At 75.2% G+C, this 25,914-nt stretch carries 24 protein-coding genes; 9 read left to right on the top strand and 15 right to left on the bottom strand.

Features of this window, described 5'->3' with window-relative positions; translation table 11 throughout:
* Positions 1 to 172 precede the first annotated feature (172 nt).
* The gene (gene fdhD, locus ACFXMG_RS30430; RefSeq protein ID WP_383820141.1) at positions 173 to 1,000 is read left to right on the top strand and encodes a formate dehydrogenase accessory sulfurtransferase FdhD; all 828 of its coding nucleotides are present in this window, start codon (positions 173 to 175) and stop codon (positions 998 to 1,000) included.
* A 29-nt stretch (positions 1,001 to 1,029) separates the two neighbouring features.
* Here fdhD and ACFXMG_RS30425 read toward each other — a convergent pair whose 3' ends face one another.
* From ACFXMG_RS30425 to ACFXMG_RS30415, 3 genes are read right to left on the bottom strand one after another with little or no spacing between them, the layout of a single operon-like run.
* Positions 1,030 to 1,413: a (2Fe-2S) ferredoxin domain-containing protein gene (locus tag ACFXMG_RS30425; RefSeq protein ID WP_383820144.1), complete on the bottom strand. Its 384-nt coding sequence runs from the start codon at positions 1,411 to 1,413 to the stop codon at positions 1,030 to 1,032.
* A complete protein-coding gene (locus tag ACFXMG_RS30420) occupies positions 1,410 to 1,931 on the bottom strand; it encodes an isochorismatase family protein (protein WP_383820146.1) in 522 nt (173 codons plus the stop codon). The genes ACFXMG_RS30425 and ACFXMG_RS30420 overlap by 4 nt, the downstream gene beginning before the upstream one ends.
* A gap of 25 nt (positions 1,932 to 1,956) precedes the next feature.
* The gene (locus ACFXMG_RS30415) at positions 1,957 to 3,021 is read right to left on the bottom strand and encodes a bile acid:sodium symporter family protein (protein ID WP_383820149.1); all 1,065 of its coding nucleotides are present in this window, start codon (positions 3,019 to 3,021) and stop codon (positions 1,957 to 1,959) included.
* Positions 3,022 to 3,143: 122 nt separating this feature from the next.
* Between ACFXMG_RS30415 and ACFXMG_RS30410 the strand changes: the two genes are divergently transcribed.
* The 4 genes from ACFXMG_RS30410 (at position 3,144) to ACFXMG_RS30395 (ending at position 7,736) form a co-directional block, all read left to right on the top strand.
* On the top strand, positions 3,144 to 4,016 hold the full coding sequence (locus ACFXMG_RS30410) for a LysR family transcriptional regulator (protein WP_383820152.1): 873 nt from the start codon (positions 3,144 to 3,146) through the stop codon (positions 4,014 to 4,016).
* A 391-nt stretch (positions 4,017 to 4,407) separates the two neighbouring features.
* Positions 4,408 to 6,225 carry an AMP-dependent synthetase/ligase gene (locus tag ACFXMG_RS30405; RefSeq protein ID WP_383820182.1) on the top strand — a complete coding sequence of 606 codons (1,818 nt, stop codon included), beginning with the start codon at positions 4,408 to 4,410 and terminating at the stop codon, positions 6,223 to 6,225.
* A 228-nt stretch (positions 6,226 to 6,453) separates the two neighbouring features.
* Entirely contained in the window at positions 6,454 to 7,248 is a 795-nt protein-coding gene (locus ACFXMG_RS30400) for an aldo/keto reductase (protein ID WP_383820184.1), read from the top strand.
* 8 nt (positions 7,249 to 7,256) lie between these two features.
* Positions 7,257 to 7,736 carry an RICIN domain-containing protein gene (locus ACFXMG_RS30395; protein ID WP_383820154.1) on the top strand — a complete coding sequence of 160 codons (480 nt, stop codon included), beginning with the start codon at positions 7,257 to 7,259 and terminating at the stop codon, positions 7,734 to 7,736.
* Between the two features lie 25 nt (positions 7,737 to 7,761).
* Here ACFXMG_RS30395 and ACFXMG_RS30390 read toward each other — a convergent pair whose 3' ends face one another.
* Entirely contained in the window at positions 7,762 to 8,715 is a 954-nt protein-coding gene (locus ACFXMG_RS30390) for a class I SAM-dependent methyltransferase (protein WP_383820157.1), read from the bottom strand.
* Positions 8,716 to 8,797: 82 nt separating this feature from the next.
* Positions 8,798 to 9,730 (bottom strand): AraC family transcriptional regulator, encoded by a 933-nt coding sequence (locus tag ACFXMG_RS30385; RefSeq protein ID WP_383820159.1) that lies wholly within the window; start codon positions 9,728 to 9,730, stop codon positions 8,798 to 8,800.
* Positions 9,731 to 9,950: 220 nt separating this feature from the next.
* Here ACFXMG_RS30385 and ACFXMG_RS30380 point away from each other — a divergent pair, with 220 nt between their 5' ends.
* Positions 9,951 to 11,579: an ABC-F family ATP-binding cassette domain-containing protein gene (locus ACFXMG_RS30380; RefSeq protein WP_383820162.1), complete on the top strand. Its 1,629-nt coding sequence runs from the start codon at positions 9,951 to 9,953 to the stop codon at positions 11,577 to 11,579.
* A 146-nt stretch (positions 11,580 to 11,725) separates the two neighbouring features.
* Here ACFXMG_RS30380 and ACFXMG_RS30375 read toward each other — a convergent pair whose 3' ends face one another.
* The gene (locus ACFXMG_RS30375) at positions 11,726 to 12,472 is read right to left on the bottom strand and encodes a class I SAM-dependent methyltransferase (RefSeq protein ID WP_383820186.1); all 747 of its coding nucleotides are present in this window, start codon (positions 12,470 to 12,472) and stop codon (positions 11,726 to 11,728) included.
* A 54-nt stretch (positions 12,473 to 12,526) separates the two neighbouring features.
* Complete coding sequence (locus tag ACFXMG_RS30370; protein WP_383820165.1) at positions 12,527 to 12,832, bottom strand: 4a-hydroxytetrahydrobiopterin dehydratase; 306 nt, start codon at positions 12,830 to 12,832, stop codon at positions 12,527 to 12,529.
* 104 nt (positions 12,833 to 12,936) lie between these two features.
* Between ACFXMG_RS30370 and ACFXMG_RS30365 the strand changes: the two genes are divergently transcribed.
* The gene (locus ACFXMG_RS30365; protein WP_383820168.1) at positions 12,937 to 13,761 is read left to right on the top strand and encodes a helix-turn-helix domain-containing protein; all 825 of its coding nucleotides are present in this window, start codon (positions 12,937 to 12,939) and stop codon (positions 13,759 to 13,761) included.
* Positions 13,762 to 13,799: 38 nt separating this feature from the next.
* Here ACFXMG_RS30365 and ACFXMG_RS30360 read toward each other — a convergent pair whose 3' ends face one another.
* The 6 genes from ACFXMG_RS30360 to ACFXMG_RS30335 form a co-directional block, all read right to left on the bottom strand.
* Positions 13,800 to 14,219 (bottom strand): hypothetical protein, encoded by a 420-nt coding sequence (locus ACFXMG_RS30360; RefSeq protein ID WP_383820171.1) that lies wholly within the window; start codon positions 14,217 to 14,219, stop codon positions 13,800 to 13,802.
* A 230-nt stretch (positions 14,220 to 14,449) separates the two neighbouring features.
* Positions 14,450 to 16,267 carry an alpha/beta hydrolase gene (locus tag ACFXMG_RS30355; RefSeq protein WP_383820173.1) on the bottom strand — a complete coding sequence of 606 codons (1,818 nt, stop codon included), beginning with the start codon at positions 16,265 to 16,267 and terminating at the stop codon, positions 14,450 to 14,452.
* Between the two features lie 339 nt (positions 16,268 to 16,606).
* Positions 16,607 to 17,722, bottom strand: coding sequence for a hypothetical protein (locus tag ACFXMG_RS30350; RefSeq protein WP_384338842.1), 1,116 nt, complete (start codon positions 17,720 to 17,722; stop codon positions 16,607 to 16,609).
* 66 nt (positions 17,723 to 17,788) lie between these two features.
* Complete coding sequence (locus tag ACFXMG_RS30345) at positions 17,789 to 19,201, bottom strand: amino acid permease (RefSeq protein WP_383828271.1); 1,413 nt, start codon at positions 19,199 to 19,201, stop codon at positions 17,789 to 17,791.
* Between the two features lie 82 nt (positions 19,202 to 19,283).
* Positions 19,284 to 21,530 (bottom strand): phage holin family protein, encoded by a 2,247-nt coding sequence (locus ACFXMG_RS30340; protein ID WP_383828269.1) that lies wholly within the window; start codon positions 21,528 to 21,530, stop codon positions 19,284 to 19,286.
* A gap of 75 nt (positions 21,531 to 21,605) precedes the next feature.
* Positions 21,606 to 22,010, bottom strand: a complete 405-nt coding sequence (locus ACFXMG_RS30335; protein WP_383828267.1) for a hypothetical protein — start codon at positions 22,008 to 22,010, stop codon at positions 21,606 to 21,608.
* A gap of 91 nt (positions 22,011 to 22,101) precedes the next feature.
* On the opposite strand from ACFXMG_RS30335, the gene ACFXMG_RS30330 reads away from it, so the two are divergent.
* Together ACFXMG_RS30330 and ACFXMG_RS30325 are read left to right on the top strand one after the other, a co-directional pair.
* Entirely contained in the window at positions 22,102 to 22,881 is a 780-nt protein-coding gene (locus tag ACFXMG_RS30330) for an MBL fold metallo-hydrolase (protein WP_383828265.1), read from the top strand.
* Positions 22,878 to 23,555 carry a DedA family protein gene (locus ACFXMG_RS30325; RefSeq protein ID WP_383828263.1) on the top strand — a complete coding sequence of 226 codons (678 nt, stop codon included), beginning with the start codon at positions 22,878 to 22,880 and terminating at the stop codon, positions 23,553 to 23,555. Before ACFXMG_RS30330 ends, ACFXMG_RS30325 begins: the two co-directional genes overlap by 4 nt.
* Here ACFXMG_RS30325 and ACFXMG_RS30320 read toward each other — a convergent pair.
* Both ACFXMG_RS30320 and ACFXMG_RS30315 read right to left on the bottom strand, forming a co-directional pair.
* Positions 23,535 to 24,575 (bottom strand): MBL fold metallo-hydrolase, encoded by a 1,041-nt coding sequence (locus ACFXMG_RS30320; RefSeq protein WP_383828261.1) that lies wholly within the window; start codon positions 24,573 to 24,575, stop codon positions 23,535 to 23,537. The two genes, ACFXMG_RS30325 and ACFXMG_RS30320, sit on opposite strands and share 21 nt — an antisense overlap.
* On the bottom strand, positions 24,575 to 25,870 hold the full coding sequence (locus ACFXMG_RS30315) for an aminotransferase class I/II-fold pyridoxal phosphate-dependent enzyme (RefSeq protein WP_383828259.1): 1,296 nt from the start codon (positions 25,868 to 25,870) through the stop codon (positions 24,575 to 24,577). Before ACFXMG_RS30315 ends, ACFXMG_RS30320 begins: the two co-directional genes overlap by 1 nt.
* Between the last annotated feature and the right edge of the window lie 44 nt (positions 25,871 to 25,914).

Here is a 25,914-nt window from a genome sequence, read left to right as displayed (position 1 = left end):
TTGCCAGCGACTCATGGGTAACCGGTGACGTAAACCACCAAGATTCCCCCGGGTGGCTTGGCCGACCGCGACAAGGGGTCAGGCGGCACACCGGGTCGGGCGGGCGTTCCGGGGGTGGCGCAGAATGGCACGGTCAGGGACAGGATCGACGAAAGAATCGAAGGCGGCGGGGATGGGACGGGTCACCGAGCGACGGCGGGTCACGCGGATCCGGGGCGGCGCGGTGAGCGCGCGGCCGGACACGCTGGTGGCGGAGGAGCCGCTGGAGATCCGGCTGAACGGGCGGCCGATCGCGATCACCATGCGGACGCCGGGCGACGACTTCGCGCTGGCGGCGGGCTTCCTGGTGAGCGAGGGCGTGCTCGCCTCTGCGGCCGACGTGCGGTCGATCGTGTACTGCGCGGGGGCGAAGGAGGACGGGACCAACACGTACAACGTGGTGGACGTGAAGCTCGCGCCGGAGGTCGTCGTCCCCGACATCACGCTGGAGCGGAACGTCTACACGACCTCGTCGTGCGGGCTGTGCGGCAAGGCGAGCCTGGACGCGGTGCGGACCACGGCCCGCTTCCCGATCGCCGACACTCCCCCGGTACGGATCTCCCCGGCGCTGCTCTCGGAGCTGCCGGACCGGCTGCGGGCGGCGCAGAAGGTCTTCGACACGACGGGCGGACTGCACGCGGCGGCGCTCTTCTCGGAGGACGGCGAACTGCTCGACGTACGGGAGGACGTCGGCCGGCACAACGCGGTGGACAAGCTGGTCGGGCGGGCGCTGCGGGAGGACCTGCTGCCGCTGGACCGGGCGGTGCTGCTGGTGTCGGGGCGGGCGTCGTTCGAGCTGGCGCAGAAGGCGGTGATGGCGGGGATCCCGGTGCTCGCCGCGGTGTCCGCGCCGTCCTCGCTGGCGGTCGACCTGGCGGCGGAGACGGGCCTGACGCTGGTCGGCTTCCTGCGCGGACCGGACATGAACGTGTACGCGGGCGAGCACCGGATCGTGCTGTAGGAGGGGTCTTTACGTGGTGCCCCCGGGGCTCAGTTCTTCGGTGGGTCGATCAGCTGGAGGGCGAGGGTCGCCGGGGGCGGGGCGAGTCCGGGGCCGCCGGCCTCGGTCCAGGCGAGGATGTCGTCGAGGCAGTCGTCGTCGAGGCTGAAGCCGATCCAGGCGGCCCGGCCGCCGCGCCTGCGGCCCTCGGTGGAGGGCTGGACGACCACGATGTTGGCCTGGGCGCAGGGGCCGAGGCAGTCGCTGGTGCGGACGGCGAGCTTCCCGCCGGAGGCCGCGGCGGCGGCGCGGAGCCGGTCGAGCTGGGCGGCGTGGTCGGTGCCAGGGTTCTTGCGGGGGTCTCCGCAGCAGCACCCCCGGCAGACGACGAGGGAGCAGGGGCGGGCCCCGTACCGTATCGGGACGCGGTTCATCCGCGGCCGTCCAGGACGATCCCGGGGACGGTGGCGACGGTGCCGAGGCGGGGGAAGTCGAGGTCGACGGAGGCCCGGTGCTCGTCGGCGGTGAGCGCGGTCATGGCGTCCTCGGCGAAGACGAGGTCGTAGCCGAGGTCGGCGGCGGCGCGGGCGGTGGACTCGACGCCGAGGTTGGTGGCGATCCCGGCGAGGACGAGGGTGCTCACGCCGAGGGTGGTGAGCAGCTCGTGCAGTCCGGTGTCCTGGAAGCCGCCGATGGTGCGCTTGACGACGACCGGTTCGCCCGCGCGCAGGAGGTCGGGCACGAGTTCGCTGCCGGGCGGCTGGACGGGGACGCCGGGCCGTTCGACGCGGAGGTGGACGACGGGCGCGCCGGCGGTGCGGAAGGCGGTGGCGAGCCGGCCGGCGGCGGCGAGGACGTCGGTGCCGGGCCGGGGGGCGAGCGGCAGCGCGACGATCCGCTCCATCAGGTCGACGAGGAGGAGCGCGGTGCGGCCGGGATCGAGTGAGGGCATGGGAGCACGGTAGCGGCCCGGATGATCACCGGGGTGGGGGCGGTGGCGCGATCCGGTCGGGGGTGGTCGTGTCCGTACCGATGGTCACGGCGGCGTCCGGCTCGGGCGCCTCGGGCGTCTCCGGGTCGCGGGCGCGGCGTTTGGCGAGGACCGCGCAGACCATGAGCTGCATCTGGTGGAAGAGCATCAGGGGCAGTACGGCGAGGGAGGCGTGGGCGCCGAAGAGGACGCTCGCCATGGGCAGGCCGGCGGCGAGGCTCTTCTTGGAGCCGGCGAACTGGATGGCGACGCGGTCGGCCCGGCCGAAGCCGAGCCGTGCCGCGCCGTACCAGGTCAGGGCCAGCATCAGCGCGAGCAGGACGGCCTCGGCGGCGAGCAGCAGGGCGAGCCGGCCGGGGGTCACCAGGTGCCAGATGCCGGCGACCATGCCCTGGCTGAAGGCGGTGTAGACGACGAGGAGGATCGAGCCCCGGTCGACGTACCCGAGCACCTTCTTGTGGCGGACCAGGAAGCCGCCGATCCAGCGGCGCAGGGCCTGTCCCAGGAGGAAGGGCACCAGGAGCTGGAGGACGATCCTGAGGACGGAGTCGGCGGAGAGGCCACCGGTGCTGCCGCCGAGCAGGGCGGCGGCGAGCAGCGGGGTCAGCACGATCCCGGCGAGCGAGGAGAACGAGCCGGCACAGATCGCGGCCGGGACGTTGCCGCGGGCGATCGAGGTGAAGGCGATGGACGACTGGATGGTCGACGGGACCAGACAGAGGAAGAGGAAGCCGCTGTAGAGCTGCGGCGTGAGCACGGCGGGCACGAGGCCGCGCGCGGCGAGCCCGAGCAGCGGGAAGAGGAGGAAGGTGCAGGCGAGGACGGTGAAGTGGAGCCGCCAGTGGCGCAGGCCGTCGAGCGCCTCGCGGGTGGAGAGCCGCGCGCCGTAGAGGAAGAAGAGGAGCGCGACGACGCCCGTGGCGGCGGACTCGGCGACGTCGGCGGCCGCGCCGGACGCGGGCAGGAGAGCGGCGAGGCCGACCGTGCCGAGGAGGGCGAGGACGTAGCCGTCGACCGGGAGCCAGGAGGGCAGGAGGGGGCGTCGGTTCATGGCTCCACTTGTGCACGGGTGGGTGGGAGGGAGGGGTGGTTCCCATACTGGTCCACGGGGCGGTCATCGGGAATCCCGTACATCCCACTGACTGTCATCACGATCCACGATAACGTCGGCTGATGTACGAGCCCGCGCAGCTGCGCACCTTCCTCGCCGTCGCCCAGACGCTGTCCTTCACGCGGGCCGCGCGCCGGCTGGGGCTGCGGCAGTCGACCGTCAGCCAGCACGTGCGGCGTCTGGAGGAGGCGACCGGGCGGCCGCTGTTCACCCGGGACACCCACAGCGTGGAGTTGACCGGGGACGGGGAGGCGATGCTCGGCTTCGCGCGCACGATCCTCCAGGCGCACGAGCGGGCGGCGGCCTTCTTCGCCGGGACGCGGCTGCGCGGCCGGCTGCGGTTCGGGGCCTCGGAGGACTTCGTGGCGACCCGGCTGCCGGAGATCCTGGAGGCGTTCCGGCGCGCGCACCCGGAGGTGGACCTGGAGCTGACCGTCGAGCTGTCGGGGACGCTCCAGGCGCGGCTCGCTGCGGGCCGGCTCGATCTGATCCTGGCCAAGCGGGGCCCCGGGGCGGACGGCGACGGCGGGGTGCCGGTGTGGAGCGACGCGCTGGTGTGGGTCGGGGCGCCGGGCCTGCGGCTCGATCCGGAGCGCCCGGTGCCGCTGATCGTCTACCCGCCGCCGGGCATCACCCGCGCGCGGGCCCTGGCGGCCCTGGAGGCGGAGGGCCGCGCGTGGCGCATCGCGTGCACGAGCTCCAGCCTGAGCGCCAACGTGGCAGCCGCCCGCGCGGGCCTGGGCGTCATGGCCCACACCCGCGGCCTGATCCCCCCGGGCCTCACCCCCGTACCCGCCCGCGCGGGCCTCCCGGACCTCGGCGAAGTCGACTTCGTGCTGCGCAAGGGCCGGCGCGGCGGGGCCACGCAGGAGGCGGCCGACGCGCTGGCGGAGGCGATCCTGGAGGGCGGGGACGGGTTGCGGCGGCAGGACTGAGGGGGGTGGGGCGGAGCCGGGCCGGGCTGGGCCGGGCCGGCTGGATCGGTGCCGGGGGCGCGGCGGCACGACGGCCTGGCGGTGGTAGCGGGTTGCCCGGCGGTGGTTACCGGCCGGAGGGGGTGGGGTGGTCGGGGGGTACGGATTCGGTGGAGACTTCGGGGGGTACGGACCTACCGGACGGTACGCAACGGCCCCGCCCGGGCCCTCACTTCGCTCCTCACCTGCCCTGACCTGTACGAACGGGGGAATGTCGCGGCTTGGTGAAGGTCCTGTCACCGCGCCTCCGGGTGGGGTACCGTCACGGCGCCGCGGCCGTCACAGCGGCCCCTTTCAGCCACCGAGCCGTCGAGGGAGGAGCAGGTCCGTGCGCGAGTTCACCGTGCCGCCCATCGAGGCGGCCCCGCTGAGCGGCGGCCTTGCGGACGCCGTCTTCGCCCGCGCCGCCGACACCCCCGACGCGGTCGCCTTCGGGCGCCGGACGCCCGACGGGTCCTGGGAGGACGTGACCTGCGCCCGGTTCAGGGACGAGGTGCTGGCGCTGGCGAAGGGGCTGGTGGCGCACGGGGTCCGGTTCGGCGACCGGGTCGCGATCATGTCGCGTACCCGCTACGAGTGGACGCTCTTCGACTTCGCGCTGTGGACGCTCGGCGCGCAGCCCGTACCGGTCTACCCGACCTCCTCCGCCGACCAGGTCCACTGGATGCTGCACGACGCCGAGGTCACCGCCTGCGTGGTGGAGCACGAGGACCACGCCATGACCATCGGGTCGGTCGTGGACCGGCTGCCGCGGCTCCAGCGGCTGTGGCAGCTCGACCCCGGCGAGGAGGCGGGTCCGGGCGCGGTCGCCGAGCTGACGGCCGCCGGGGAGGGCATCGACGAGGAGGTGGTGCGGCGGCACCGCCGCGCGGTGACTCCCGAGTCGGTGGCGACCGTCATCTACACCTCGGGCACCACCGGCCGCCCCAAGGGCTGCGTGATCACCCACGCCCACTTCATGTTCGAGACCGACGCGCTGCTCACCGGCTGGGAGCCGCTCTTCCGCTCCCGGCCCGGCGACCAGGCGTCCACCCTGCTCTTCCTGCCGCTCGCGCACGTCTTCGGGCGGATGGTGGAGGTCGCGGCGGTGCGGGGCGGGGTGAAGCTGGGGCACCAGCCGTCGATGACCGCGTCGGCGCTCCTGCCGGACCTGGTGTCGTTCCGGCCGACCTTCGTCCTCGCCGTGCCGTACGTCTTCGAGAAGATCTTCCACGCGGCGCGGCGCAAGGCCGAGGCGGACGGCCGGGCCGGCGTCTTCGACAAGGCGGTGGACGTGGCCGTGAAGTACGCGGAGGCGCTGGAGCACAAGGCGTTCGGGCAGGGCCCCGGCCCTTCGGCGGCGCTGCGCGTGCAGCACCAGTTCTTCGACAAGACGGTGTACGCGCGCGTGCGGGAGGCGCTCGGTGGGCGGATCAAGTACGCGATGTCGGGCGGCTCGGCGATGGACCGCAGGACCGGGCTGTTCTTCGGGGGCGCCGGCGTGACCGTCTTCGAGGGGTACGGCCTGACGGAGTCGACGGCCGCCGCGACCGCGAACCCGCCCGGGCGGGTCCGGTACGGCACGGTCGGTCGGCCGGTACCGGGCACGACGGTGCACATCGCGGAGGACGGCGAGGTGTGGATCCACGGCGGCCAGGTCTTCTCCGGCTACCTGGGCGACCCGGCGGCCACGGCGGCCGTCCTCAACGACGGCTGGCTCGCCACCGGCGACCTGGGCGCGCTCGACGCCGAGGGCTATCTGACGATCACCGGGCGGAAGAAGGAGATCCTGGTGACGTCCGGCGGCAAGAGCGTCGCCCCGACCGGCCTGGAGGAGCGGGTGCGGGCGCACCCCCTGATCGCCCAGTGCCTCGTCGTCGGCAACGACCGCCCGTACATCGCGGCCCTCGTCACCCTCGACCAGGAAGCGGTCGACCACTGGCTCGCCATCCAGGGCCGCCCCCCGCTCTCCCCCGCCGAGCTGGTCCGCGACCCCGACCTCGAAACGGAGATCCGCCGCGGCGTCGTCGCCGCGAACACCCTCGTCTCCCAAGCCGAATCGATCCGCACCTTCCGCATCCTCGCCCACCCCTTCACCGAAGACCACGGCCTCCTCACCCCCTCCCTGAAACTGAAGCGCAAGGCGATCGAGCGCGCGTACGCGGCGGAGGTCGAGGCACTGTACGGGTGAGGGGGCTGGGGCGGCGGGGCGTGGTCGCTGGGCGGATCGGCAGGTCGTGGCCCCGTCCGGGGGACCCGGGGGTTGGTCGGGGGGCGGAATGATGTGGGGCGGGTGATCGTTGGGGTGGGGGGTGGGTGTTGGTGTGCCTGCCCTGTACGACCTCGACGACGTAAGGATCCATCCCCCGTGAGCACGGACAGCAAGGTCCCCTCGGTCATCCTGAACAACGGCGTGGCGATGCCGCAGCTCGGCTTCGGTGTCTGGCAGGTGCCGGACGAGGAGGCGCGGAAGGCGGTGGCCACCGCTCTGGAGGCCGGCTACCGGTCCATCGACACGGCGGCGATCTACGAGAACGAGCGGGGCACCGGCCAGGCCGTGGCCGCTTCCGGGATCGCCCGCGAGGAGCTCTTCGTCACGACCAAGCTGTGGAACAGCGAGCAGGGCCACGACTCGACCCTCCGCGCCTTCGACGCCTCCCTGGAGCGCCTCGGCCTCGACTACGTCGACCTGTACCTGATCCACTGGCCGGTGCCGGCGAAGGACGCGTACGTCGACACGTACCGCGCCTTCGAGAAGATCCTCGCCGAGGGCCGCGCCAAGGCGATCGGCGTCTCCAACTTCCTGCCCGAGCACCTGGAGCGGCTGACGGCCGAGACCGGCGTCGTCCCGGCGGTGAACCAGATCGAGCTGCACCCGCAGCTCGCGCAGGCCGAGTCCCGCGCCGTCCACGCCCGCCTCGGCATCGCGACGGAGGCGTGGTCGCCGCTCGGCCAGGGCCGCGGGCTGCTCGACGTCCCCGCGCTGATCGCCATCGCCCGCAAGCACGAGCGCACCCCCGCCCAGGTGGTGCTCCGCTGGCACCTCCAGCTGGGCAACGTGGTCATCCCGAAGTCGGTGACCCCGTCCCGTATCCGCGAGAACATCGAGGTCTTCGACTTCGAGCTGGACGCGGAGGACATGGCCGCGATCGCCGCGCTCGACGAGGGCGGGCGCCTCGGCCCCAACCCCGCGGAATTCAACGTCGGCGCCTGAGGCTCGCGGTGCGGGGGACGGCGGACGGGGGCACGGCCCCCGTCCCGGACGGGCTGTACCGGGTGCGGAACGTGGGCAGCGGGCTGCTCCTGGAGGTGTACGCCGGTTCGCGGCGCGGCGGCGCCAAGGTGCAGCAGGGCGCCGCGACGGACGCGCCGGGGCAGCACTGGCACGTGTCCGCGGTGCCGAACGGCGGCGGGCTCTACCACCTGGTCAACGCGGCCAGCGGAAAGCGGCTCGACGTCGTGAACGCCTCCACGGAGCCGGGCGCGCTCGTCCAGCAGTGGCGGGCGAACAACTTCGGCGCCCAGGAGTGGATCATCGAGCGGGACGTGGAGGAGCCCGGGACGGTCACGCTGGTGAGCTTCGTCAGCGGGCTGCTCCTGGAGGTGGCGGACGGTTCGGCGGCCGAGGGCGCCGACATCCGCCAGGGGGAGGACACCGACTCCCCGTTCCAGTGGTGGCGGCTGGAGCCGGTGTCCTCCTGAGGCGCGGCCCGGCGGCCCGCGCGGTTCAGCCCTTGCGGGCGGTGTGGACCGTGTGGGCCGTCAGGTGGAAGAGGTCCGTGCGGTGGTGCAGGGACTGCTCGTCGGCCGGGTCCAGGAGCCGGTCGAGCGTCGCGCGGTCCTCGGCGTCCAGATGCTCGCCGAAGCCCTCGCGGAGCCGCCCGAAGTGGCTGACGGCGAGCTCGCGTACGACCTGTGGGACGGGCGCGGGCACGTCCACGAGGAAGGTGCGGGTGCCGGCCGGGGTGAGGCCCGCGGAGACGAACAGGGCGCGCCAGTCGTCGGGTTCGCGCGTGGAGCCGGGCAGCTCGGACCGCATCCGGGCGAACCAGTCGGCGTGCTCGGCGTCGAAGCGGGCCTCCAGGCCGGGGCGTCCGATGCCGATGTCCCGGGGCAGGTGACGGGGGGTCAGGCCGCCCTCGACGAGGGCGATCAGGCCGCCGGGGCGCAGCAGCTTCGCGAAGTCCGCGACAGCGGCGCGCTGGTCGCCGATGTGGTGCAGCGAGTTGCCGGCCCACAGCAGGTCCGCCTCGCCCAAGCTGCCGCTCTCCTCGGGGAGTTCGGCGCGCAGGGTGCTGACGCGGGCGCCGAGCCCCTGCGCCTCGGCGCGGGCGCGGGTCCGCTCCAGGAGCTCCGGGGTGCCGTCGACGGCGACGGCCTCGGCGTACGGGAACGCCTCCGCGAGCAGGGCGGTGATGACGCCGGGGCCGCTGCCGACGTCGAGCAGGCGGCGCACGCCGGCGGCCGGCACGAGGGTGCCGAGCCAGGCGGCGGCCTCGCGGTAGGCGGTGCCGGCGACCTCGGCCTGACTCTCCAGGAGCGGGGCGAGCCGCCCCCAGTCGAGCTCGCCGCCGTCGCCGTGGGAGTGGCTGTGGGTGTGGCTGTGGCCGTCATTCGGGCTCTGCTGGTCGTGGCCCGGTCCGTGCTCGTGCGGCGCGTGGGACGCGCGGTGCTGGGTCATGGCACCAGCGTGCGCCGGATGTCGCCGGAAACGCGAGAAAAGTTGCCGGTACGGCAAACGTGTCGGCGTCCGGCGGGAGGGGTCAGCCGCCGGTCCGGTACTCCTGCGGGCTGACGCCCCGGACGCGTTTGAAGGCGGCGCTCAGCGCGAAGGCGCTGCTGTAGCCGACGCGGCGGGCGACGGACTCCAGGGTGGCGTCGCCGTCCCGCAGCAGATCGGCGGCGACCGCGAGCCGCCAGTCCGTCAGGTACGTCATCGGGGGCTCCCCGACCAGTTCGGCGAAGCGGCGGGCCAGCGACGCCCGGGACGCGCCCGCCTTGGCGGCGAGGGAGGCGACGGTCCACGGGTGCCCCGGGTCGTCGTGAAGGAGGCGCAGGGCGCGGCCGACGACGGGGTCCCCCATCGCCCGGTACCAGGCGGGCGCCTCGGCCCCCGGCCGGGCGAACCAGGCGCGGACGGCGGCGATGAGGAGCAGGTCGAGGACGCGGTCGAGAACGGCGTTCTGGCCCGGCTCGTCGCGCGTGATCTCCTCGTCGAGGAAGGGCATCAGCGAGCAGCCCCATAACTCGGCGGGGAGGTGCACGAGGGGCGGCAGGGCATCGAGGAGCCGCCGCCCGACCTCGCCGTCCATCTGGTACGTGCCGACCAGCACGGTCGTGCCGCCGTCGGGTGCGTTGCCCCAGGTCCGTACCCCCAGACTCATCCTCTCGGCGAGGGGCTCGCCGGCGAGGGTCGTGCAGTGCCCGCCACGGCCGACGCGGGCGAGCGGCGGGCGGTCGGGCACGTCGGCGACGGTGTACGGCTCCGGTCCACGCATCACGGCGACACCGCCGGGCCGCAGCAACACGGGCTCACCGGTGGCAGGCACGATCCACGCCTCGCCGTCGGTGACGCACATCAAGCAGAGCGGCGCACCGTCCTCGATCCCCACGGACCACGGAGCCTCCATCACCATCCGCAACAGAAAGGCCCCCCTGGCCCGGGGCCCGTCAAGAAGTCCGGCGAGTGCGTCCATGCAGGCAGCGTAGACGCACGAGTGAGTCGCAGGCCCCGCCCGCGTGTGCCCCGGCCCCAGGGGACGAAAGGCCCGGGGCTTCGGTTGGGTGGGCTGTTAGCCTGGGGGTATGGGTACGTTCCACTACTTCGTCTGAGTTCGGGTGCCGGCCCGGTCGCTGTGCGGCCGTGGGCCGGTTTCGTGTGCCCTTTTTCCACGAACCCCTCAGAGGAATTTACTCATGCGCGAGCGCGCTCAGCTTTCCCTTCGTCAGGTCGGCGTCGTTTTCGGGGACCGGTGTGTCCTTGAACAGGTCTCGTTCACCGTCCGTCCCGGCGAGAAGGCCGTCGTCGTCGGGGAGAACGGCTCCGGCAAGTCCACTCTGCTCCGGCTGCTCGACGGCGCACTGGCGCCCGACGAGGGCGAGGTTCTCGTGCGGTTTCCGGGGTCCGTCGCCCGGCTCGCGCAGACGTTGCCGGAGACGTATGCGGTCGGGGTGGACGACACCGTTCAGGACGCGATCGACCTTGCCCTCGCCGAACTTCGGCTGATGGAGAGAGAGTTGCGGGTCGCCGAGGCCGGGCTCGGGTCGGCGGGGGCGGAGGAGCTCGCCGCGTACGGGGCGCTTCTCGACCGGTTCGAGGAGCGCGGCGGGTACCAGGCCGACGCGGAGGTCGCCGCCTCCCTGCACGCCCTCGGGCTCGGGCACGTCACCGGCGACCGGCCGCTCGGCACGCTGTCCGGTGGCGAGCAGGCGCGGCTCGCGCTGGCCTGTGTGCTCTCCTCCGGTGCTGAACTGCTGCTGCTCGACGAGCCGACGAACCACCTCGACCGCGACGCCGTCGACTGGCTGCGCGGGCGGCTCGCCGCGCACCGGGGCACCGTGCTCGTCGTCACCCACGACCGGGCCTTCCTGGAGGGCTTCGCGACCACCGTGCTTGAGGTCGACCGGGACCGGCGGACCGTGCTGCGGTACGGGGACGGCTGGGCCGGCTACCGGACCGCGAAGGCCGCCGAGCGCCGCCGCCTGGTGCAGGAGCACCTGGAGTGGCGGGAGGAGCTGGCCCGTACCGAGGAGCTCGTCGCGGCGGCGGGGCAGCGGCTCGCCGTGACCGGGAAGGATCCGCGCCAGGGGTTCGGCAAGCACCGCCGTTCCAGTGAGAACAAGCTCTCCGGTCAGGTACGGACCGCCCGCCGCCGCCTTGAGGAACTGCTGCGCGAGCCGGTGGCCGCGCCGCCCGAACCGCTGCGCTTCGGCGGGCAGTTCAGCGGTGCTGGGACCGAGCCGTCCACCGGCCCGCTGGTGGAGCTGAACGGGGTCCGCGTCGGCGACCGGCTCGCCGTGGACGGGCTGCGGATCGGGGCCGGTGAGCGGCTGCTCATCTCCGGGCCCAACGGGGCTGGGAAGACCACCCTGTTGCGGGTCCTCGCCGGTGAACTCGCCCCGGACGCGGGGGTGGTGCGCCGCACCGGCCGGGTCGGCCATCTCGCGCAGGAGCTGCCGCACTCCCCCACCCGGCGGACGGCCCTCGCGGTCTGGGCAGAGGGCCGCCCCGGCCCGGCCGAGGAGCACGCCGGGGAACTGCTCGCGCTGGGCCTGCTGCGGGAGGAGGACCTGGACGTGCCCGTCGCCGCCCTCTCCGCCGGTCAGCGCCGACGGCTCGAACTGGCCCTGCTGGTCTCCCGCCCCGCCGACCTCCTGGTCCTGGACGAGCCGACGAACCACCTCGCACCCGCACTCGTGGAGGAACTGGAGGAGGCCGTCGCCGCCTTCCCCGGCGCCGTCGTCGCCGTCTCCCACGACCACACCTTCCGCACCCGCTTCGGCGGCCGTCACCTGGAACTCACCGGGGGCCGGGTGGCTTCCTAGCACCCGTCGGGGCGGCCCCGCCCGCCCGTCCCGGCTCTTCCGCCGCGCGCGATCGGCGCTGCGGCCGTACGGCGAACCCACCTGCCGGGCGGGCAGACCCGGCGCGGGCCGTCCCATGGCGGGAAGGCTCACCAGGGCCACCGGCCCTAAGACACCGCCCCGCCCGGCTTCATGTGAGACACGAGGCGGTACTCCGGGGCCCGGCGGGGGCGGTGCTGGTCGGGGAGGGCCGCCAAGGCGGCGGTGAGGGTGGTGGTTGTCGTTTGGTCGGCTCGGAACCAGGAGGCGTAGTAGCCGGCTCGGAGTTTGTGGGCCGTGGTGGCTGGGGTCGCGCCTTGGCCGTGGCCGGTGAAGGTCGTGCGGGCTGCCGGGGTGAGGCCGTGCGCGGCGGCCGCGGCCGCTACGCGGTCCGCGCGGTCGTGGGCGGTGTCGGGGGTGCGGTGGGGGCGTAGGAGGGTGTCGATGTCGCTGCCTACGTCGTGTGCGGCGTCCTTGTCGACGGTGACGGCGAGGACGCCGCCGGGGCGCAGCACGCGGGCGGCCTCGGCGACGATCTCCTCGGTGAACGGCACCAGATGGAGCAGCCACACCGCGCAGACCGCGTCGAGGCTCGCGTCGGGGAACGGGAGGCGGCGGGCGTCGGCGCGGACGGCCCGGCCGGGGAGGCGGCCGGCGGCCGTACGGAGCATGGCGTGGGCGGCGTCGGCGCCGAGGACCCTCAGTCCGGGGCGGGCGAGCCGCTCGGTGACGAGGCCGGTGCCGCAGGCGAGGTCGAGGAGGGTACGGGCCCCGGGCGGCACGAGCCGCAGGACGGCCGCGGCGGCCGCCTCGGCCCGGGGCACGCCGCCGCGGGTCTCGTCGTAGTGGGCCGCCTCGGTCTCGTAGTCGAGCAGGGTGTCCGCCATGCCGGGAATCGTACGCGGGCGGCGGCCCGGGGTGACGGGGGGTCAGTGCGCGCCGTGGCCGGGGGCGATCGATTCGACGCGCTCGGCGAGGGCGAAGTCCTTCTCCGTCAGGGCGCCGCCCGCCGAGTGCGTCTGCACGGAGACGGCGACCGAGTTGTAGCCGAGCGTCAGATCCGAGTGGTGGTCGAGCTCCTGCTGGATCTGAGCGACGTGGACGACGAGGGCGGTGGCGGCGAAGTGGTCGGCGAGCCGGTAGGAGCGGACGAGGTGGGCTTCCTCGACGGACCAGCCGGGGAGCTCCCGCAGTCGGTCCTCGATCTCCTTCTGCGACAGCGGCTGTGTGGGCACGGGGTGCTCCCTCCGGTCGGTGGTGCGCGGGGTGGGGTACGTGGTGCGGACGTCGCGCCCCGGGGGAAACTACCCGGGTCACCCCTCTGGGATACCGTCTGCGCATGACAACAGTCGTGAGCGACACGGGTGTCGGGCCGCTGCTGCGCGGCTGGCGCGAGCGGCGGCGGCTGAGCCAGCTGGAGCTGGCGCTGCGCGCGGACTCGTCGGCGCGGCACATCTCCTTCGTCGAGACGGGCCGGTCGCGGCCGAGCGAGGAGATGATCCTCCGGCTCGCCGAGCACCTGGACGTGCCGGTACGGGACCGCAACGCGCTGCTCCTGGCGGGTGGTTACGCGCCCCGCTACAAGGAGTCGACGCTCGACGCGCCGGAGCTGGAGACGCTGCGGGAGGGTATCGCGCGGCTGCTCCAGGGGTACGAGCCGTATCCGGCGCTCGTGGTCGACGGCTCGTACACGGTGGTCGCGGCCAACCAGGCGATCGCGATGATGCTGGAGGGGCTGCCGGAGCACCTGCTGACGCCGCCGATGAACGTCATGCGGATCACCCTGCACCCGGAGGGCCTGGCGCCTCGGATCCGCAATCTGCGGGAGTGGCGGGGGCATCTGCTGGCCCAGATGGAGCGTCAGATCGCCTTCGCCCGCTCGGACGCGCTGCGCGCGGTGTACGAGGAGGTGGCGGCGTACCCGCTGCCGGAGCCGTCGGGCAGCGGGGCCGCCGGGGACGCGGAGGACGCGGAGGACCCGGAGCCGTATCCCTACTTCGCGCTGCCGCTGCGGATCGAGCACGACGGGCGGGTGCTGTCCTTCGTGTCGTCGATCTCGACCTTCAACACGCCGATGGACGTGACCGTCGCCGAGCTGGCCATCGAGACGCTGCTCCCGGCCGACCCGGCGACGGTGGAGTACCTGCGGGCCCTCGCCCCATAGCGGTAGCCCGTAGCGGACTCCCGGCCCGTAGCGAGCTCTCAGTTCGTCGCGGCGGCTCGCAGGGCGGCCCACTGGAGGAGGGCGAAGGCGGCGACCGTGCCGGCCTGCATCGGGGTCCAGACGAGGCCGGCGGTGGTGGGGTCCAGCCAGGCGGCGAGGGCGACGAGGCTGAGGACGGCCCACAGCAGGTTGGCGTCCACGACGAGCTTCACGGCCAGCGCCGGGGGCTGCGGGCGGCTCGCCAGCCAGCCCACCCCGGCGCCGAAGGCGGTGAGGAAGAGGCCGAGTCCGAGGAGCAGGGCGGGGTCCACGCCGAGGAGCTCGCCGAGCGGGCCGGAGGCGAGGGCGTAGGCGAGTCCGTTGGCCCCGGTGACGACGGCGTCGAGGGCGAGGAACCGGCGGACCATGGACTGCGGCTGGGTGGTGCGGGCGAGACCGGCGAGCAGGGCCTGGGACATGGCGGATCACCCTCCTGAGGGGGTCGTTCGTACGGCGGGGACCCGGCGCCCGGGCGGAGTGCGCCGCCCGGGATCCGGTGCTTCAGAGCTTGCCGCCGCGACCCCGTGCCGGTCGATTACCTGCGAGGTCATGCCGGGGTCCGGGGGCTGGGGGCCTGGATCCTGGATCCTGGATCCTGGATCCTGGATCCTGGATCCTGGATCCGCCCACCCCTCCGTCAGTACGCGCCTCAGTACGCGGCCTTGCGGTGGCCGATGTACGCGCGCAGCCGCGTCGTGTCGGCGTCGGTCCAGCCCCGGGGCGGGACGACGGCGGCCCAGCCGTCGACGGCTCCGGCGCCGTACCGGTGCCCGTGCGGGGCGTCGACGCCGTACGAGACGGCCATGTCCACCGAGGTCTGCCAGAAGGTGACGAAGGGGAACCAGCGGATCTCCGGCGTGATGTCCGGTCCGAGCGGTCGGGAGAGCCAGGCCGGCCGGTCGAGGAGGAGGTCGGGCGACCACCAGACGACGGGGTCGGAGGCGTTCTGGAGGTAGACCACGCGCGGGTGTTCCCAGGCGGCGGCCGGGCGGGCGAGGTCGGCGGCCGGGAACTGGCCGAAGCGGATGCGGCTGCCGCCCTCGTATTCGGGGCGCCAGACGGGGCTGCCCGGGTCGCGGTCGCGGCGGAGTTCGCGGGAGATCGGCGAGAAGTCGGGCGGGCCCATGATGAGGGCGCCGTCGGTGCCGGCGAGGAGGGCGTCGGCGGTGCCGAAGGAGGCTTCGACGGCGTAGGCGCCGAGGCTCTCGCCGGTGACGACGAGCTTCGGGCGGCGGTCGGCGGGCAGGGTGTCGAGGCGGGCGCGGACGGCGTCGATGAGGGCGCGGGTGGCCTGTCCGGCCTTCTCCTTGTCGACGAGGAAGGAGACCCAGCTGGGCAGGTACGAGTACTGGACGGCGACGATCGCGGTGTCGCCCCGGTACATGTACTCCAGGGCCTCGGCGACGTTCGGGTCGACCCAGCCGGTGCCGGTGGTGCCGGCGACGGCGAGCACGGCCCGGTCGAAGGCGCCGGTGCGGTCGAGTTCGCGGACGGCGAGGGCGGCCTGGGCGGCGAAGGGGCGGTCGTCGGCGAAGGGGACGGGCGGGGTCGAGGGGACGTACACGCGGACGGGGTCGCGGGAGGGGCGGCCGCTCCAGGCGGTGAGCGCGGCTCGGGTGGGGGTGGAGCCGGTGAAGTTGCGGCCCTCGTAGCCGAGGGAGTCCCAGCCGAGGAGGGAGCCGGGGCCGCCGGAGACGAAGCGGGAGGCGGGGCGTTGGATGCCGGCCTTGGTGCCGCCGTTGGTGGCGGCGGCGATGCGGTCGGCGACGTCGACGATGCCCCGGTCGTAGACGATGTCGCGGACGCCGACGAGGACGGCGAGGGCGGTGAGGAGCGCGCCGGTGGCGTACGCGACGGGCCGGGGCAGGAGCCGGCCGAGCAGCCGGATCAGGGTGACGGCGCCGAGGCGGACGAGCCGGGCGAGGAGGAGGGCGAGGGCGAGGAGCGCGAGGGCTATCAGGGCGATCATCGGGGTGTGCCAGGTGAGCGAGGGCGGCAGGTCCTGGAGGACCCGCAGCCGGCGCTGCATCCGCGCGGACTCGGAGATGAGCCAGAGGCCGGCGAGGGGGGCGAGCAGCCAGTACGCCTGCCAGCAGCGGGTGCGGACGCGGTCGCCCGGGAGGCGGGGGACGACGGCCCGGAAGAGCCAGGCGAGGGTGGAGCCGAGGGCATAGCCGATGGCGGCGGTGATGCCGCCGACGATGCCCTGGAGGTACCAGGGGCGGGGCACGAGGGAGGGGCTGAGGCTCGACCAGAAGAAGACGGTCGCGAGGCAGAGCGCGGTGAGGTCGGGCCATCTCCGGACGCGGTACGCGGTGCTGGGCCGGTCCCAGTAGGGCCGGAGCGCGAACGCGCGGCACCGGTCGGCGGCCCGGCGGGCGAGGGCGGGGGTGCGTGGCGCCGGGCCCGGTTCCGTAGGGGGTCCGGTGGACCGATCGGGGCGGGCGTTCCGGTCGGTCGAGGTCATCCGCTCAGCCTCGTACGAACCCACAGGCGGCCGCAAACGGGATTGCCCGGCGACGCAGGGATCCGGCCGCCCGATCGCACGCCGGACGCCCGGATCCCGATGGTCAGCGGATGGTCAGCGAACCGGAGGCTCCCGACGCGGCCGCGGACCGGCCGTTTCGGTCCCGGTCTCGACGACCGGCTCCCGGGCCGGTTCGGATGACCGCTCGGCGGCGCGCCGGCCACGCGCGGCCTCGGCGCGCAGCAGAGCCTGAAGAACGGCGTACGGGTCGGTGGGCATGACGGTGCTCCTCGCGGGTGGGGGGTGGGGGGAAGGCGCTGCTGTCGGGGTCGGTCCCCCTCAGCAGCGCATCACCACCCGCCGAGGCGAAGACGAACGCGGAACGGGTACGAGGCCGAGCCCGCGCCCTCGCCGGGTGCGGCGAGCCCGGTGGGGCCGCGGGGGCACGGACACAGGCCGAACCCGGGTCCGCCGCTGCCGAGTCCGCCCAGGAAGCCCCGCCTCCGCAGCCCCCGGCTCGGAGGTCTCCCCAGCCGGGTCCGGGGCAGCGGGCGCCCCAGCCGGCCGGGGTTCGCCACCGGCCCCGGCGAGGGAGCCGACGGGGCCGCTCGCACCGAGGACGACGAGCGAGGTGACGACGGCGAGGGCGGTGAGGACGAGCAGCAGGGCACGGACCGGGGCGAGGAGCCGCCGGGGGCGTGCAGGGCGGGCCGCCGGGTGGGCTGGCGCGTGGTGCGGCCGGGGCTCGGTGACGGGGCCGACGCGGGAACCTGCCGGGGAGAGGACCGGCCGGACGCGCGTCGGACGGCCCGCCGGGCCGGCGGGCGCGTGGCGCGGCCGGGGTCCGGTGACGGAACCGGCGCGGGAGCCCGCCGGGGCGAGGGCCCGCCGGCCCGGCGGGCCACCCGCCGGGGCCGCGGGCGCACCAGTCGGCCGGGGTTCGGGGCCGGGGCCGGGGAGGGAGGTGGCGACGGTGAGGGCGAGCAGCAGGGCGCGTACCGGAGCGAACAGCCGCCTGGCACGTGCCAGGCGGCCCGCCGGGTGGGCGGGCGCGTGGTGCCGCCGGGCTTCGACGCCGGGGCCGACTAGGGCGGTGGTGGTCGTGAGGGCGAGCAGTAGGGCGCGTACCGGGGCGGGGAGCCGCTGGGCGCGTGTCGGGCGGGGTTCGCGGGCGGGGCCGACGGCGGAGCCCGCCGGGGGGAGGTCCCGCCGGACGCGCGTGGGGCGGTCCCCAGGGCGGAGTTCGGTGTGGGGCTCGGCGAGGGCGGTGGTGGTGGTCGTGAGGGCGAGCAGTAGGGCGCGTACTGGCGCGAGCAGACCCCGGGCAGGTGCCGGGTGGGCCGCCGGGTGGGCGGGGTCGGGGAGGGGGTCTGACCGGGCGGGGAGCCCCCGGGCGCGCACCCGACGGGCCGCCTGGGTGGCGGGGTCGGGGTGCTGTTGGGGTCGGGGGCTCACGGTGATGCGTATTGCCCTGTGGGGAGGGGTGGGGGGCGGGGGGAGGGGGAGAACCGCTCTCCTGGGCTACGGGTTTGGGGGTGGATTCACCGCCTCGGGTGCTTCTTGGGGGGTGCGGCGGCGGGCGGACATGCAGGCGTAGACGAGGACGCCGGCGAAGAGGAAGAGGACGCCCTGGTAGACGGCGGCGTAGCCGGAGCCGGCGACGAGCCAGAGGGAGAAGGCGAAGGCGGCGAGGGCGAGGGCGGTGTCGCGGATCAGGCGGGAGCGGTGGACCCGGTCGGCCTGCCCGGAGAGCAGGAAGTAGATCTGGGCGGCGGCGGAGAGCAGGTACGGGACGGTGGCCGTGAAGGTGGTGACGAGGACCAGCGTCTCGAAGACGCCGCTCGGGCCGGCCGTGTAGTTGTAGACGGTCAGCAGCGAGGCGAGGACGACGGTCACCACGACGCCGACGGTGGGCACTCCGCGCCGCTTCACGGTGAACACCCGCGGGAAGAGGCCGTCGCGGGCGGCGGCGTACGGCGTCTGGGCGCTGAGCAGGGTCCAGCCGTTGAGGGCGCCGACCATGGAGACCAGGGCCATGCAGGCGACCGCGGCGCCGCCCCAGGTGCCGCCGAACATCAGGTTCACGGAGTCGGCGAAGGGCGCGCTGGAGGCGACGAGCTCGTCGTGCGGGACGGTGCCGAAGACGGAGACCATGGTGAGCAGGTAGAGCCCGGCGGCGGCGAGCGTGCCGAGGATGGTGGCGCGGCCGACGTTGCGGCGCGGGTCGCGGACCTCGCCGGCGCTGACGGCTGCGGACTCGACGCCGAGGTAGCTGAAGAGCAGGATCGCGGCGGAGGCGGAGACCGCGCCGAGGGCGCTCTCGTCGCCGGCCCGGAAGGGGCCGAGGTTGGCGCTGTCGAAGAAGAAGAACCCGCCGACGGCGACGAGCAGCAGCGGCACGAACTTGAGCACGGTGGCGACGAGCTGGACGGCACCGACGTACCGGGTGCCCGCGAGGTTGGCGAGCGCGGGCAGCCACTGGAGGACCAGGGCCGCGAGGATGGTGGCGGTGGTCGACCCGTGGACGGGCAGGAGCACGTCGAGGTAGCCGACGGCGGCGACGGCGAGGGCCGCGTTGGAGACCCACGTGGTGATCCAGTACGACCAGGCGGCGAGGAAGCCGGCGAAGTCGCCGAACGCCTCGCGGGCGTAGACGTACGGGCCGCCGGTCAGCGGGTGGCGGCGGGCGAGCCGCCCGAAGACCAGGGCGAGGGCGAGCGCGCCGAGGGTGAGGACGCCGAAGGCGACGAGGCTGATGGTGCCGAAGGGGGCGACGGAGGCGGGCAGGAGGAAGATGCCGCCGCCGATGATGTTGCCCATGACCAGGGCCGTCGCGATCGGAAGACCGAAGCGGCGGGCGTGCTGCCGGCCGGTGTCGTCCCGGGGGCCGGTGGGGGCCGTGGAGGCCGTGGGCGCCGTGGGGGCCGTGCTCATGGGGTGGTGCGCCTTCCGTCATGCGGTACCGGACAATCCTCCGGAACCGGACCATGGTCGGGTACGGCGAACAACCGTCCAGTCAGTGGTTTTTGTCCGGCATGACCGAGCCCTCCACCGGAAGATTTGATTCCGTTTCCTCCTCGGGCGGGGAATCCTCCCGAGTCCGCGACGGAGTCCGCGACAGAGTCCGCGACGGAGTCCCCGACGGAGTCGCCCGTCGCTCCAGCGGCACCTGCGGACCGTCCGTCTCGCGCAGCCAGCGCCGCAGCACCCGGTGCACCCGCTCGGCGCCCACCAGCTCCTCCCCCTCCTCGACCGGCGGGGACAGCTCCGGCGGGGAGAGCAGGAAGGGGCGGGACTGCTCGCCGCCCAGACCGCCGTGCGAGCCGATCTGCTCCTCGAAGGCGTGCACGGTCCCGGTCGCCGGGTCGTACATCGAGTTCACCATCACGTCGGCGACGTGCGGGAAGCCGTCGGTGCGCCGGACCGCGTCGGCCGCGCCCCGGCCGAAGACCGCCAGCGGCCCGTCGTCGGCCAGCTCCGCCACCGGCACCTCCACGCCGTCCCGGCCCAGCACCACCGAACCGTGCGCGGCGCTCGCCACCAGCAGGAACCCGATCCCCGGATGCTGCGCGAGGGTCCGCAGCAGCGCCGGATGGCGCCGGTCGATCTCCTCCTTCGTCATCCGGTGCGGCACGTCGGGGAAGGAGACCAGGCCCAGGTTCCCCGAGGCGAGGACGACCGGCTCGGACCGCCGGACGGGCAGCTCCCGCTCGGTCTCCTCGCCCGTCTCCACCGGCCGGTGCAGGGCGCTGCGCAGCGCGTCCCTGGCCGCGTCCCTGGCCTCCGCGCCGCTGCGGGTCCGGCCCACCCGGCGCGACACCGGCAGCCCGCAGCCCGCCCGTACCAGGTCCTTCAACGTCAGCCCGTACGCGCCCTCGAAGGTCTCCCCCGGGCTCTGCCCGTGGTCCGACAGGAGCACGATCCGGTACGGCCGCGGGGCGTGCTCGGCGACCCGGGCGACCAGCGCCAGCGAGCGGTCGAGCCGGCGCAGCACCTGGTCGGTGTCCCGGCCCTGCGGGCCCGAGTGGTGCGCCACCTCGTCGTAGGCCACCAGGTCCGCGTAGACGGCGGTACGGCCCGCGAGCATGTCGCCCATCACCGCCGCGACCACCACGTCCCGCTCGACGACCGTCGCGAAGGCGCGCACGAACGGGTAGGTGCCGCCGCGCCCGATCCGGGGCGTCTCGCGGCGCAGCCGCGCCCGGGTCGACTGCGCCATCTCGCGCACCACCTCGTTGACGAGGGAGCCGGCGGTGCGGACCGCGTTGGCCGGGTCGGCGAAGTACGCGAAGTAGCCGGCGCGCGAGCGGTTGCGGCGGCCCCGGCGCGCCGCCACCGTCAGCACCAGCGCCACCTGGTCGGCGCCGCCGCTGAACAGGTTGCCCCGGGAGGCGCCGTCCAGGCTGAGCAGTCCGCCGTCGCCGGTGCGGCGCACCGCCCGGCGCTGGAGCTCCACCGCGCTCGCCGACCGGTTCGACACCATGAGCCGCCCGGTGTCCTTCTCGTACCAGCGGAAGGCGGGCACGTCCTCGTTGGTGCCGTGCAGGATGCCGAGCTGGCTCGCGCCGGTCTGGCTCGACCAGTCGGTCCGCCACGGGGTGAGCCGGTGGCCCGCGTCGAGCCAGCCCGCCACGGTCGGCATCAGCCCGTCGGTGACGGCCCGCGCGAGCACCTCGTGGCCGACGCCGTCGAGCTGGAGGAAGAGGGTGCCGGGCGCGGGCGCCGGGACCGAGCGGGGGTCGCGGGCGCGGGTGCGGCCCGTCTGCCGGTACAGGCGGCGGCGGTACGCGTCGTCGTCCCGGACGGCCAGCGCGGTGGAGGTCGCGGACGCCACGGCGGACATCACGGCCGCGACGACGACGGCGGTCTCGGGGTCGGCGACGCCCCGCCCGTCCGGGATCAGCCACAGCGCGACGAGCAGCAGCGAGCCGTTGAGGAAGAACACGAGCAGCCCGAGCACGAGCGCGGGGACGAGCAGCAGGGCGCGGACGACGAGCGGCCAGACGAGCGCGGTGAGCAGGCCGAACGCGCCCGCGGCCCAGGCGGCGGTCAGGGCCGTCCGGGTGAAGCTGTCGCCGTCGGGCGACTGGAGCTGGAAGTCCGGCAGCAGCCCGGCGAGGACGAGGAGGGTGACCGTCGACACGCCCCACACGCTGAGCACCCGCACAGCCGTCCGCCCCGCGCCCCGCCACCGCCGGTCGCTCCCTCGCCCGTCGCCCACGCCACCCGCACCTTCCGCCCAAACGTTCCCCCACCCTGACATACCTCCCCCGTGGAGGGCGTGCGCACCCGGCGAGGGGACAAGCGGTGAGGGATCGATCTACGGGACAGCGGGCCGTCAGCTGCCGTCGTAGCCGGCCGTCGGCATCGAGAGGCGGCGGTGGACGGCGGCCCTGGCGGCGGAGTCGTAGCGCGGGGGCGCCGCGTCGGCGGTCTCCACGCGCACGCCCCGGCGGGCGCACTCCGCGCGGAAGGCAGGCACCGACGTGACCGCCCGGGCCAGGACGCCCTCGTTCGCCGCGACGAACACGTCGACCTCGCCGGACTCGACGTCGGCCCACAGCTCGTCGTGGTCGGGGCGGACGCCGTAGAAGAGGAGCTGGCGGGTGAGGACGTAACCGCGTTCGACCGCCCAGCGGGCGCACATCGCGTGCTGGCCCCTCGTGTCGACGAGGAAGGGGTCGGAATCGAGTTCTTCGAGCGGGGTGAGGCTGGCGATCGCCGCCACCCGGACGTCGTTCATGCGCCGACCCTACTGCCCGGCGCAGCCGCACGGGAGGGCCTCCGGGCCTCTACTCTCGGGTAGAGAAGGCGCGGGGCGACGGAAGGGCGGCATGCCGGTGGAGGTCACCTGGTGGGGACACGCGACCTGCACGGTCGAGGACTCCGGGGTCCGGTTCCTGACCGATCCGCTGTTCGCCCGCCGCCTGGCGCATCTGCGCCGCCGGCGCGGCGCCCCGCCGCCGCCCGAGGCGGCGGTCGCGGAGGCGGTCCTCGTCTCGCACCTGCACTCCGACCACCTGCACCTGCCGTCGCTGGCCCGGCTCGCGCCGGGGACCCGGCTGCTGGTGCCGCGCGGCGCGCCCGGCGCCGTACCGGGTCTGCGCCGGCTGGCCGCGGCGGGGCTGCGGCTGACGGAGATGGCGGCGGGGGACGAGGTGGAGGTGGAGGGCGTGACGGTACGGGCGGTGCCGGCGGCGCACGACGGGCGGCGACTGCCGTTCGGCCCGCACCGCTCCCCCGCGCTCGGGTACGTCGTCGAGGGCGAGGCGCGGACGTACTTCGCCGGGGACACCGGGCTCTTCGACGACATGGCGGAGGCGGTCGGGCCGGTGGACGTGGCGCTGCTGCCGGTGGGCGGCTGGGGCCCGTACCTGGGGCAGGGGCATCTGGACGCGGGGCGGGCGGCGCAGGCGCTGGCGGCGCTGTCCCCGGCCGCGGCGGTGCCGGTGCACTACGGCACGTACTGGCCGATCGGGCTGGACGGGGTCCGGCCGCACGAGTTCCACGCGCCGGGCGACGAGTTCGTGCGGCAGGCGGCGCGGCTGGCGCCGAAGGTGGCGGTGCACCTGCTGGGGCACGGCGAGCGGGTGCGGCCGGAGGTCGCCAGGTGACGACGGGCCTGCCGGCCGCCGTGGCCGCTCTCGCCGCCGTCGCCGCCGTGCAGGATCTGCCGCCGGAGTCGACGCAGCAGGCGGTGGGGTATCCCTCGCTGTTCCTGCTGGTGGCGCTGGGCGCGCTGGTGCCGGTGGTGCCGACGGGGGCGATCGTCAGCTCGGCGGCGGTGGTGGCCTTCCACCAGTCGTCGCCGTTCTCGCTGCTGGTCGTCTTCCTGCTGGCCTCCGCCGCCGCGTTCCTCGGGGACCTGGCGCTGTACTGGCTGGGGCAGCGGGGCGTGCGGTCGAGGAACGGCTCGCGCTGGCTGGAGGCGCTGCGCTCGCGGGCGGCCCCGGACCGGCTGGCCCACGCGCAGGCGCGACTGGAGAGCCACCAGGTGTCGGTCCTGGTGCTGTCCCGGCTGGTGCCGGCCGGCCGCATCCCGGTGATGCTGGCCTGTCTGCTGGCCCGGATGCCGCTGCGGCGCTTCGCCCGGGGCGACGCGGCGGCCTGTCTGGCGTGGGCGGCGACGTACCAGCTGATCGGGATCCTGGGCGGTTCGCTCTTCCCGGAGCCGTGGCAGGGCGTGGTGGCGGCGGTGGGTCTGACGCTGCTGATCAGCGCGGTTCCGGCGGTGTGGCGGCGGCTGCGGGGCGGCCGGCGCGGCGGGCTACGGCACGAGGACGCGTGAGCCGCCGACGGGGAGGTCCCACAGGTCCTCGCGGGGCAGTCCGGCGTGGGCCCAGGCGGCGCGGACGCGGGTGAGGGGTTCGAGGACGGGTTCGGAGGAGAGGACGAAGGTGGCCCAGTGCATGGGGGCCATCCGGCGGGCGCCCAGGTCCTGGTGGGCGCGGACGGCCTCCTCGGGGTCGGTGTGGACGTCGCTGAGCCACCAGCGCGGGTCGTAGGCGCCGATGGGGAGGAGCGCCAGGTCGATGCCGGGGTGGCGGCGGCCGATCTCGGCGAACCAGTGGCCGTATCCGGTGTCCCCGGCGAAGTAGACGCGGTGCCCGGCGGGGTCGGTGAGCACCCAGCCGCCCCACAGCGAGCGGCAGGTGTCCAGGAGGGTCCGCTTGGACCAGTGGTGGGCGGGGACGAAGTCGAAGCGGACGCCGCCGAGTTCGGCCGCCTCCCACCAGTCGAGCTCGGTGACGCGGGTGAAGCCGCGGCGGAGGAACCAGCGGCCGAGCCCCGCGGGGACGAGGACCGGGGTGGTGCGCGGGAGGCGCCGGAGGGTGGGGGCGTCGAGGTGGTCGAAGTGGTTGTGGCTGATGACGACGGCGTCGACCGGCGGCAGGTCCTCCCAGCGGACGCCGACCGGGGTGAGCCGGGCGGGGGTGCCGAAGATGCGGCGGGACCAGACCGGGTCGGTGAGGACGGTGAGGCCGCCGACGCGGAGGATCCAGCTGGCGTGCCCGGCCCAGGTGGCGGCGACGGTCGTGGTGCCCGCGGGCGGCAGCGGGCCGGGCTCGAACGGCAGTTGGGGGACGTCCCGCAGGCCCTCGGGCCGGGGGCGTACGGCTCCTTCGCGGGCGAGCCGGGCGAGGGCGCGGACGCCGGGCAGCGGCGCGGTGAGCCGGTCGGCGAAGGTGCGGGGCCAGTCCTCGCGCAGCCGGCCGAGCGGCTGGAGCACGGAGGTGGGGAGCGCGGCGGGGGCGGGCCGGCGCGGGGCCTCGGTGGCCGGGGCGGGGCGGGCCGTCCGTTCGGTCATCAGCGGGCTCCGTTCTGCGCGGCGGCGTCGGCGTCGGACTCGGGGCCGGGGTCGGCGGGGCGGGCCAGTTCGGCGAGGGCGGTGGCCAGTTCGGCCAGGGCCCGTACCGCCTGGGGCAGTTCCTCGGGGACGCGGGCGGCGAGGGTCTCGGCGCGCTCGGGCGGGGTGGCGCCGAGCAGCGGGCCGGTGTCGAGGCGGACGCGGAGGGCGCCGAGCTCGTCGCCGAAGCGGTGGCCGCCGGGGACGGGCCGGCCGAGGCGGGTGGTGAGGTGCTGTTCGAGCTCCAGGGAGTCGGTGACGCCGTGCGCGGCGAGTCCGGCGCGCAGCGGCGCGAGGTCGGCGTAGAGGTGGCGGCCGGCCCGGGGCGGCCGGGCGAGGGCGCCGGCGGCGAGGACGGCGCGGTGCGCGGCGGCGGCGAGCCGGCCGTGGACGGCGGCGGCGCGCAGCGCGGGTACGGAGACGTCCTCGGGTTCGTCGAGGGCGTGGGCGGCCGCGGGGGCGACGGGGGCGGGGAGCACAGCGCCGAGGGCGGTGAGGACGTCGAGGGCGCGGGCGCGGGGGTCGCCGTAGCGGTCGGCGCGGGCGGCGCCGGTGGGCGGGAAGCGGGCGATGGCGCAGGGCCAGGAGGCGGGGACGAGTCCGCCGCCCGCGAGGTCGGCGAGGACGGTGACGTCGTCGGGGCACATCTCGGCGGGGCTGAGGAGGACGGTCTCCCGGGGGTGGTGGAGGGTGTCGCGCCAGGTCTCGTCGCTGATGACGTGGAGGCCCTCGGCGACGGCCGCCTCGCAGCTCTCGCGGACGAGTTCGGGCGGGGCGACGGTGGCGGTGGGGTCGTCGGCGACGGAGAGCAGCAGGACGCGCGGGTCGCCGCCCTCGGCGCGGATCCGGCGGACGGTCTCCAGGAGGGCGTACGGGTCGGGGACGCCGCCCGCCTCGGGCGTGGTGGGCACGTGGTACGCGGGCCGGCCGAGGAGCCGGATCTGCGGGGTCCACCAGGCGGGGCAGGGCCGGGGCAGCAGCACGTCGCCGCCGTGGGCGGCGAGGAGGGCGAGGAGCAGGGCGGGGGCGCCGGGGGCGACGAGGGCGTCCTCGGCGTGGCCGCGCAGACCGCGGCGCCACCAGTAGCCGGCGGCCGCCTCGCGCAGGACGGGCCCGCCGCCGGGCGGTTCGGGGTCGGTCCGGCCGGCGGCGGCCGAGAGGAGGGCGGCGAGTCCCGGCGGGACGGGCCGGCCGCTCTCCGGCGCGAGGGGTCCGTAGCGGACCGGGCCGCGGCCTTCCGGAGCCGTCTCCCGCATGTCCCGTACCTCCTGAGCGCACGGGGCGCCGGGCACGGCGTCCC

Source organism: Streptomyces sp. NPDC059201 (assembly GCF_042754585.1).
In the GTDB taxonomy this organism is placed as follows: Bacteria; Actinomycetota; Actinomycetes; order Streptomycetales; family Streptomycetaceae; genus Streptomyces.
The sequence above is the reverse complement of the archived record's forward strand: the minus strand, read 5'-3'. Positions and strand labels throughout refer to the sequence as shown.

Coding starts and splice junctions, on each gene's coding strand:
- ACFXMG_RS30315 (WP_383828259.1), bottom strand. CDS start 25,870: ATGCGGGAGACGGCTCCGGAAGGCCGCGGCCCGGTCCGCTACGGACCC.
- ACFXMG_RS30425 (WP_383820144.1), bottom strand. CDS start 1,413: ATGAACCGCGTCCCGATACGGTACGGGGCCCGCCCCTGCTCCCTCGTC.
- ACFXMG_RS30415 (WP_383820149.1), bottom strand. CDS start 3,021: ATGAACCGACGCCCCCTCCTGCCCTCCTGGCTCCCGGTCGACGGCTAC.
- ACFXMG_RS30360 (WP_383820171.1), bottom strand. CDS start 14,219: ATGTCCCAGGCCCTGCTCGCCGGTCTCGCCCGCACCACCCAGCCGCAG.
- ACFXMG_RS30365 (WP_383820168.1), top strand. CDS start 12,937: ATGACAACAGTCGTGAGCGACACGGGTGTCGGGCCGCTGCTGCGCGGC.
- ACFXMG_RS30420 (WP_383820146.1), bottom strand. CDS start 1,931: ATGCCCTCACTCGATCCCGGCCGCACCGCGCTCCTCCTCGTCGACCTG.
- fdhD (WP_383820141.1), top strand. CDS start 173: ATGGGACGGGTCACCGAGCGACGGCGGGTCACGCGGATCCGGGGCGGC.
- ACFXMG_RS30355 (WP_383820173.1), bottom strand. CDS start 16,267: ATGACCTCGACCGACCGGAACGCCCGCCCCGATCGGTCCACCGGACCC.
- ACFXMG_RS30380 (WP_383820162.1), top strand. CDS start 9,951: ATGCGCGAGCGCGCTCAGCTTTCCCTTCGTCAGGTCGGCGTCGTTTTC.
- ACFXMG_RS30390 (WP_383820157.1), bottom strand. CDS start 8,715: ATGACCCAGCACCGCGCGTCCCACGCGCCGCACGAGCACGGACCGGGC.
- ACFXMG_RS30410 (WP_383820152.1), top strand. CDS start 3,144: ATGTACGAGCCCGCGCAGCTGCGCACCTTCCTCGCCGTCGCCCAGACG.
- ACFXMG_RS30345 (WP_383828271.1), bottom strand. CDS start 19,201: ATGAGCACGGCCCCCACGGCGCCCACGGCCTCCACGGCCCCCACCGGC.
- ACFXMG_RS30400 (WP_383820184.1), top strand. CDS start 6,454: ATGCCGCAGCTCGGCTTCGGTGTCTGGCAGGTGCCGGACGAGGAGGCG.
- ACFXMG_RS30385 (WP_383820159.1), bottom strand. CDS start 9,730: ATGGACGCACTCGCCGGACTTCTTGACGGGCCCCGGGCCAGGGGGGCC.
- ACFXMG_RS30320 (WP_383828261.1), bottom strand. CDS start 24,575: ATGACCGAACGGACGGCCCGCCCCGCCCCGGCCACCGAGGCCCCGCGC.
- ACFXMG_RS30340 (WP_383828269.1), bottom strand. CDS start 21,530: ATGTCAGGGTGGGGGAACGTTTGGGCGGAAGGTGCGGGTGGCGTGGGC.
- ACFXMG_RS30335 (WP_383828267.1), bottom strand. CDS start 22,010: ATGAACGACGTCCGGGTGGCGGCGATCGCCAGCCTCACCCCGCTCGAA.
- ACFXMG_RS30330 (WP_383828265.1), top strand. CDS start 22,102: ATGCCGGTGGAGGTCACCTGGTGGGGACACGCGACCTGCACGGTCGAG.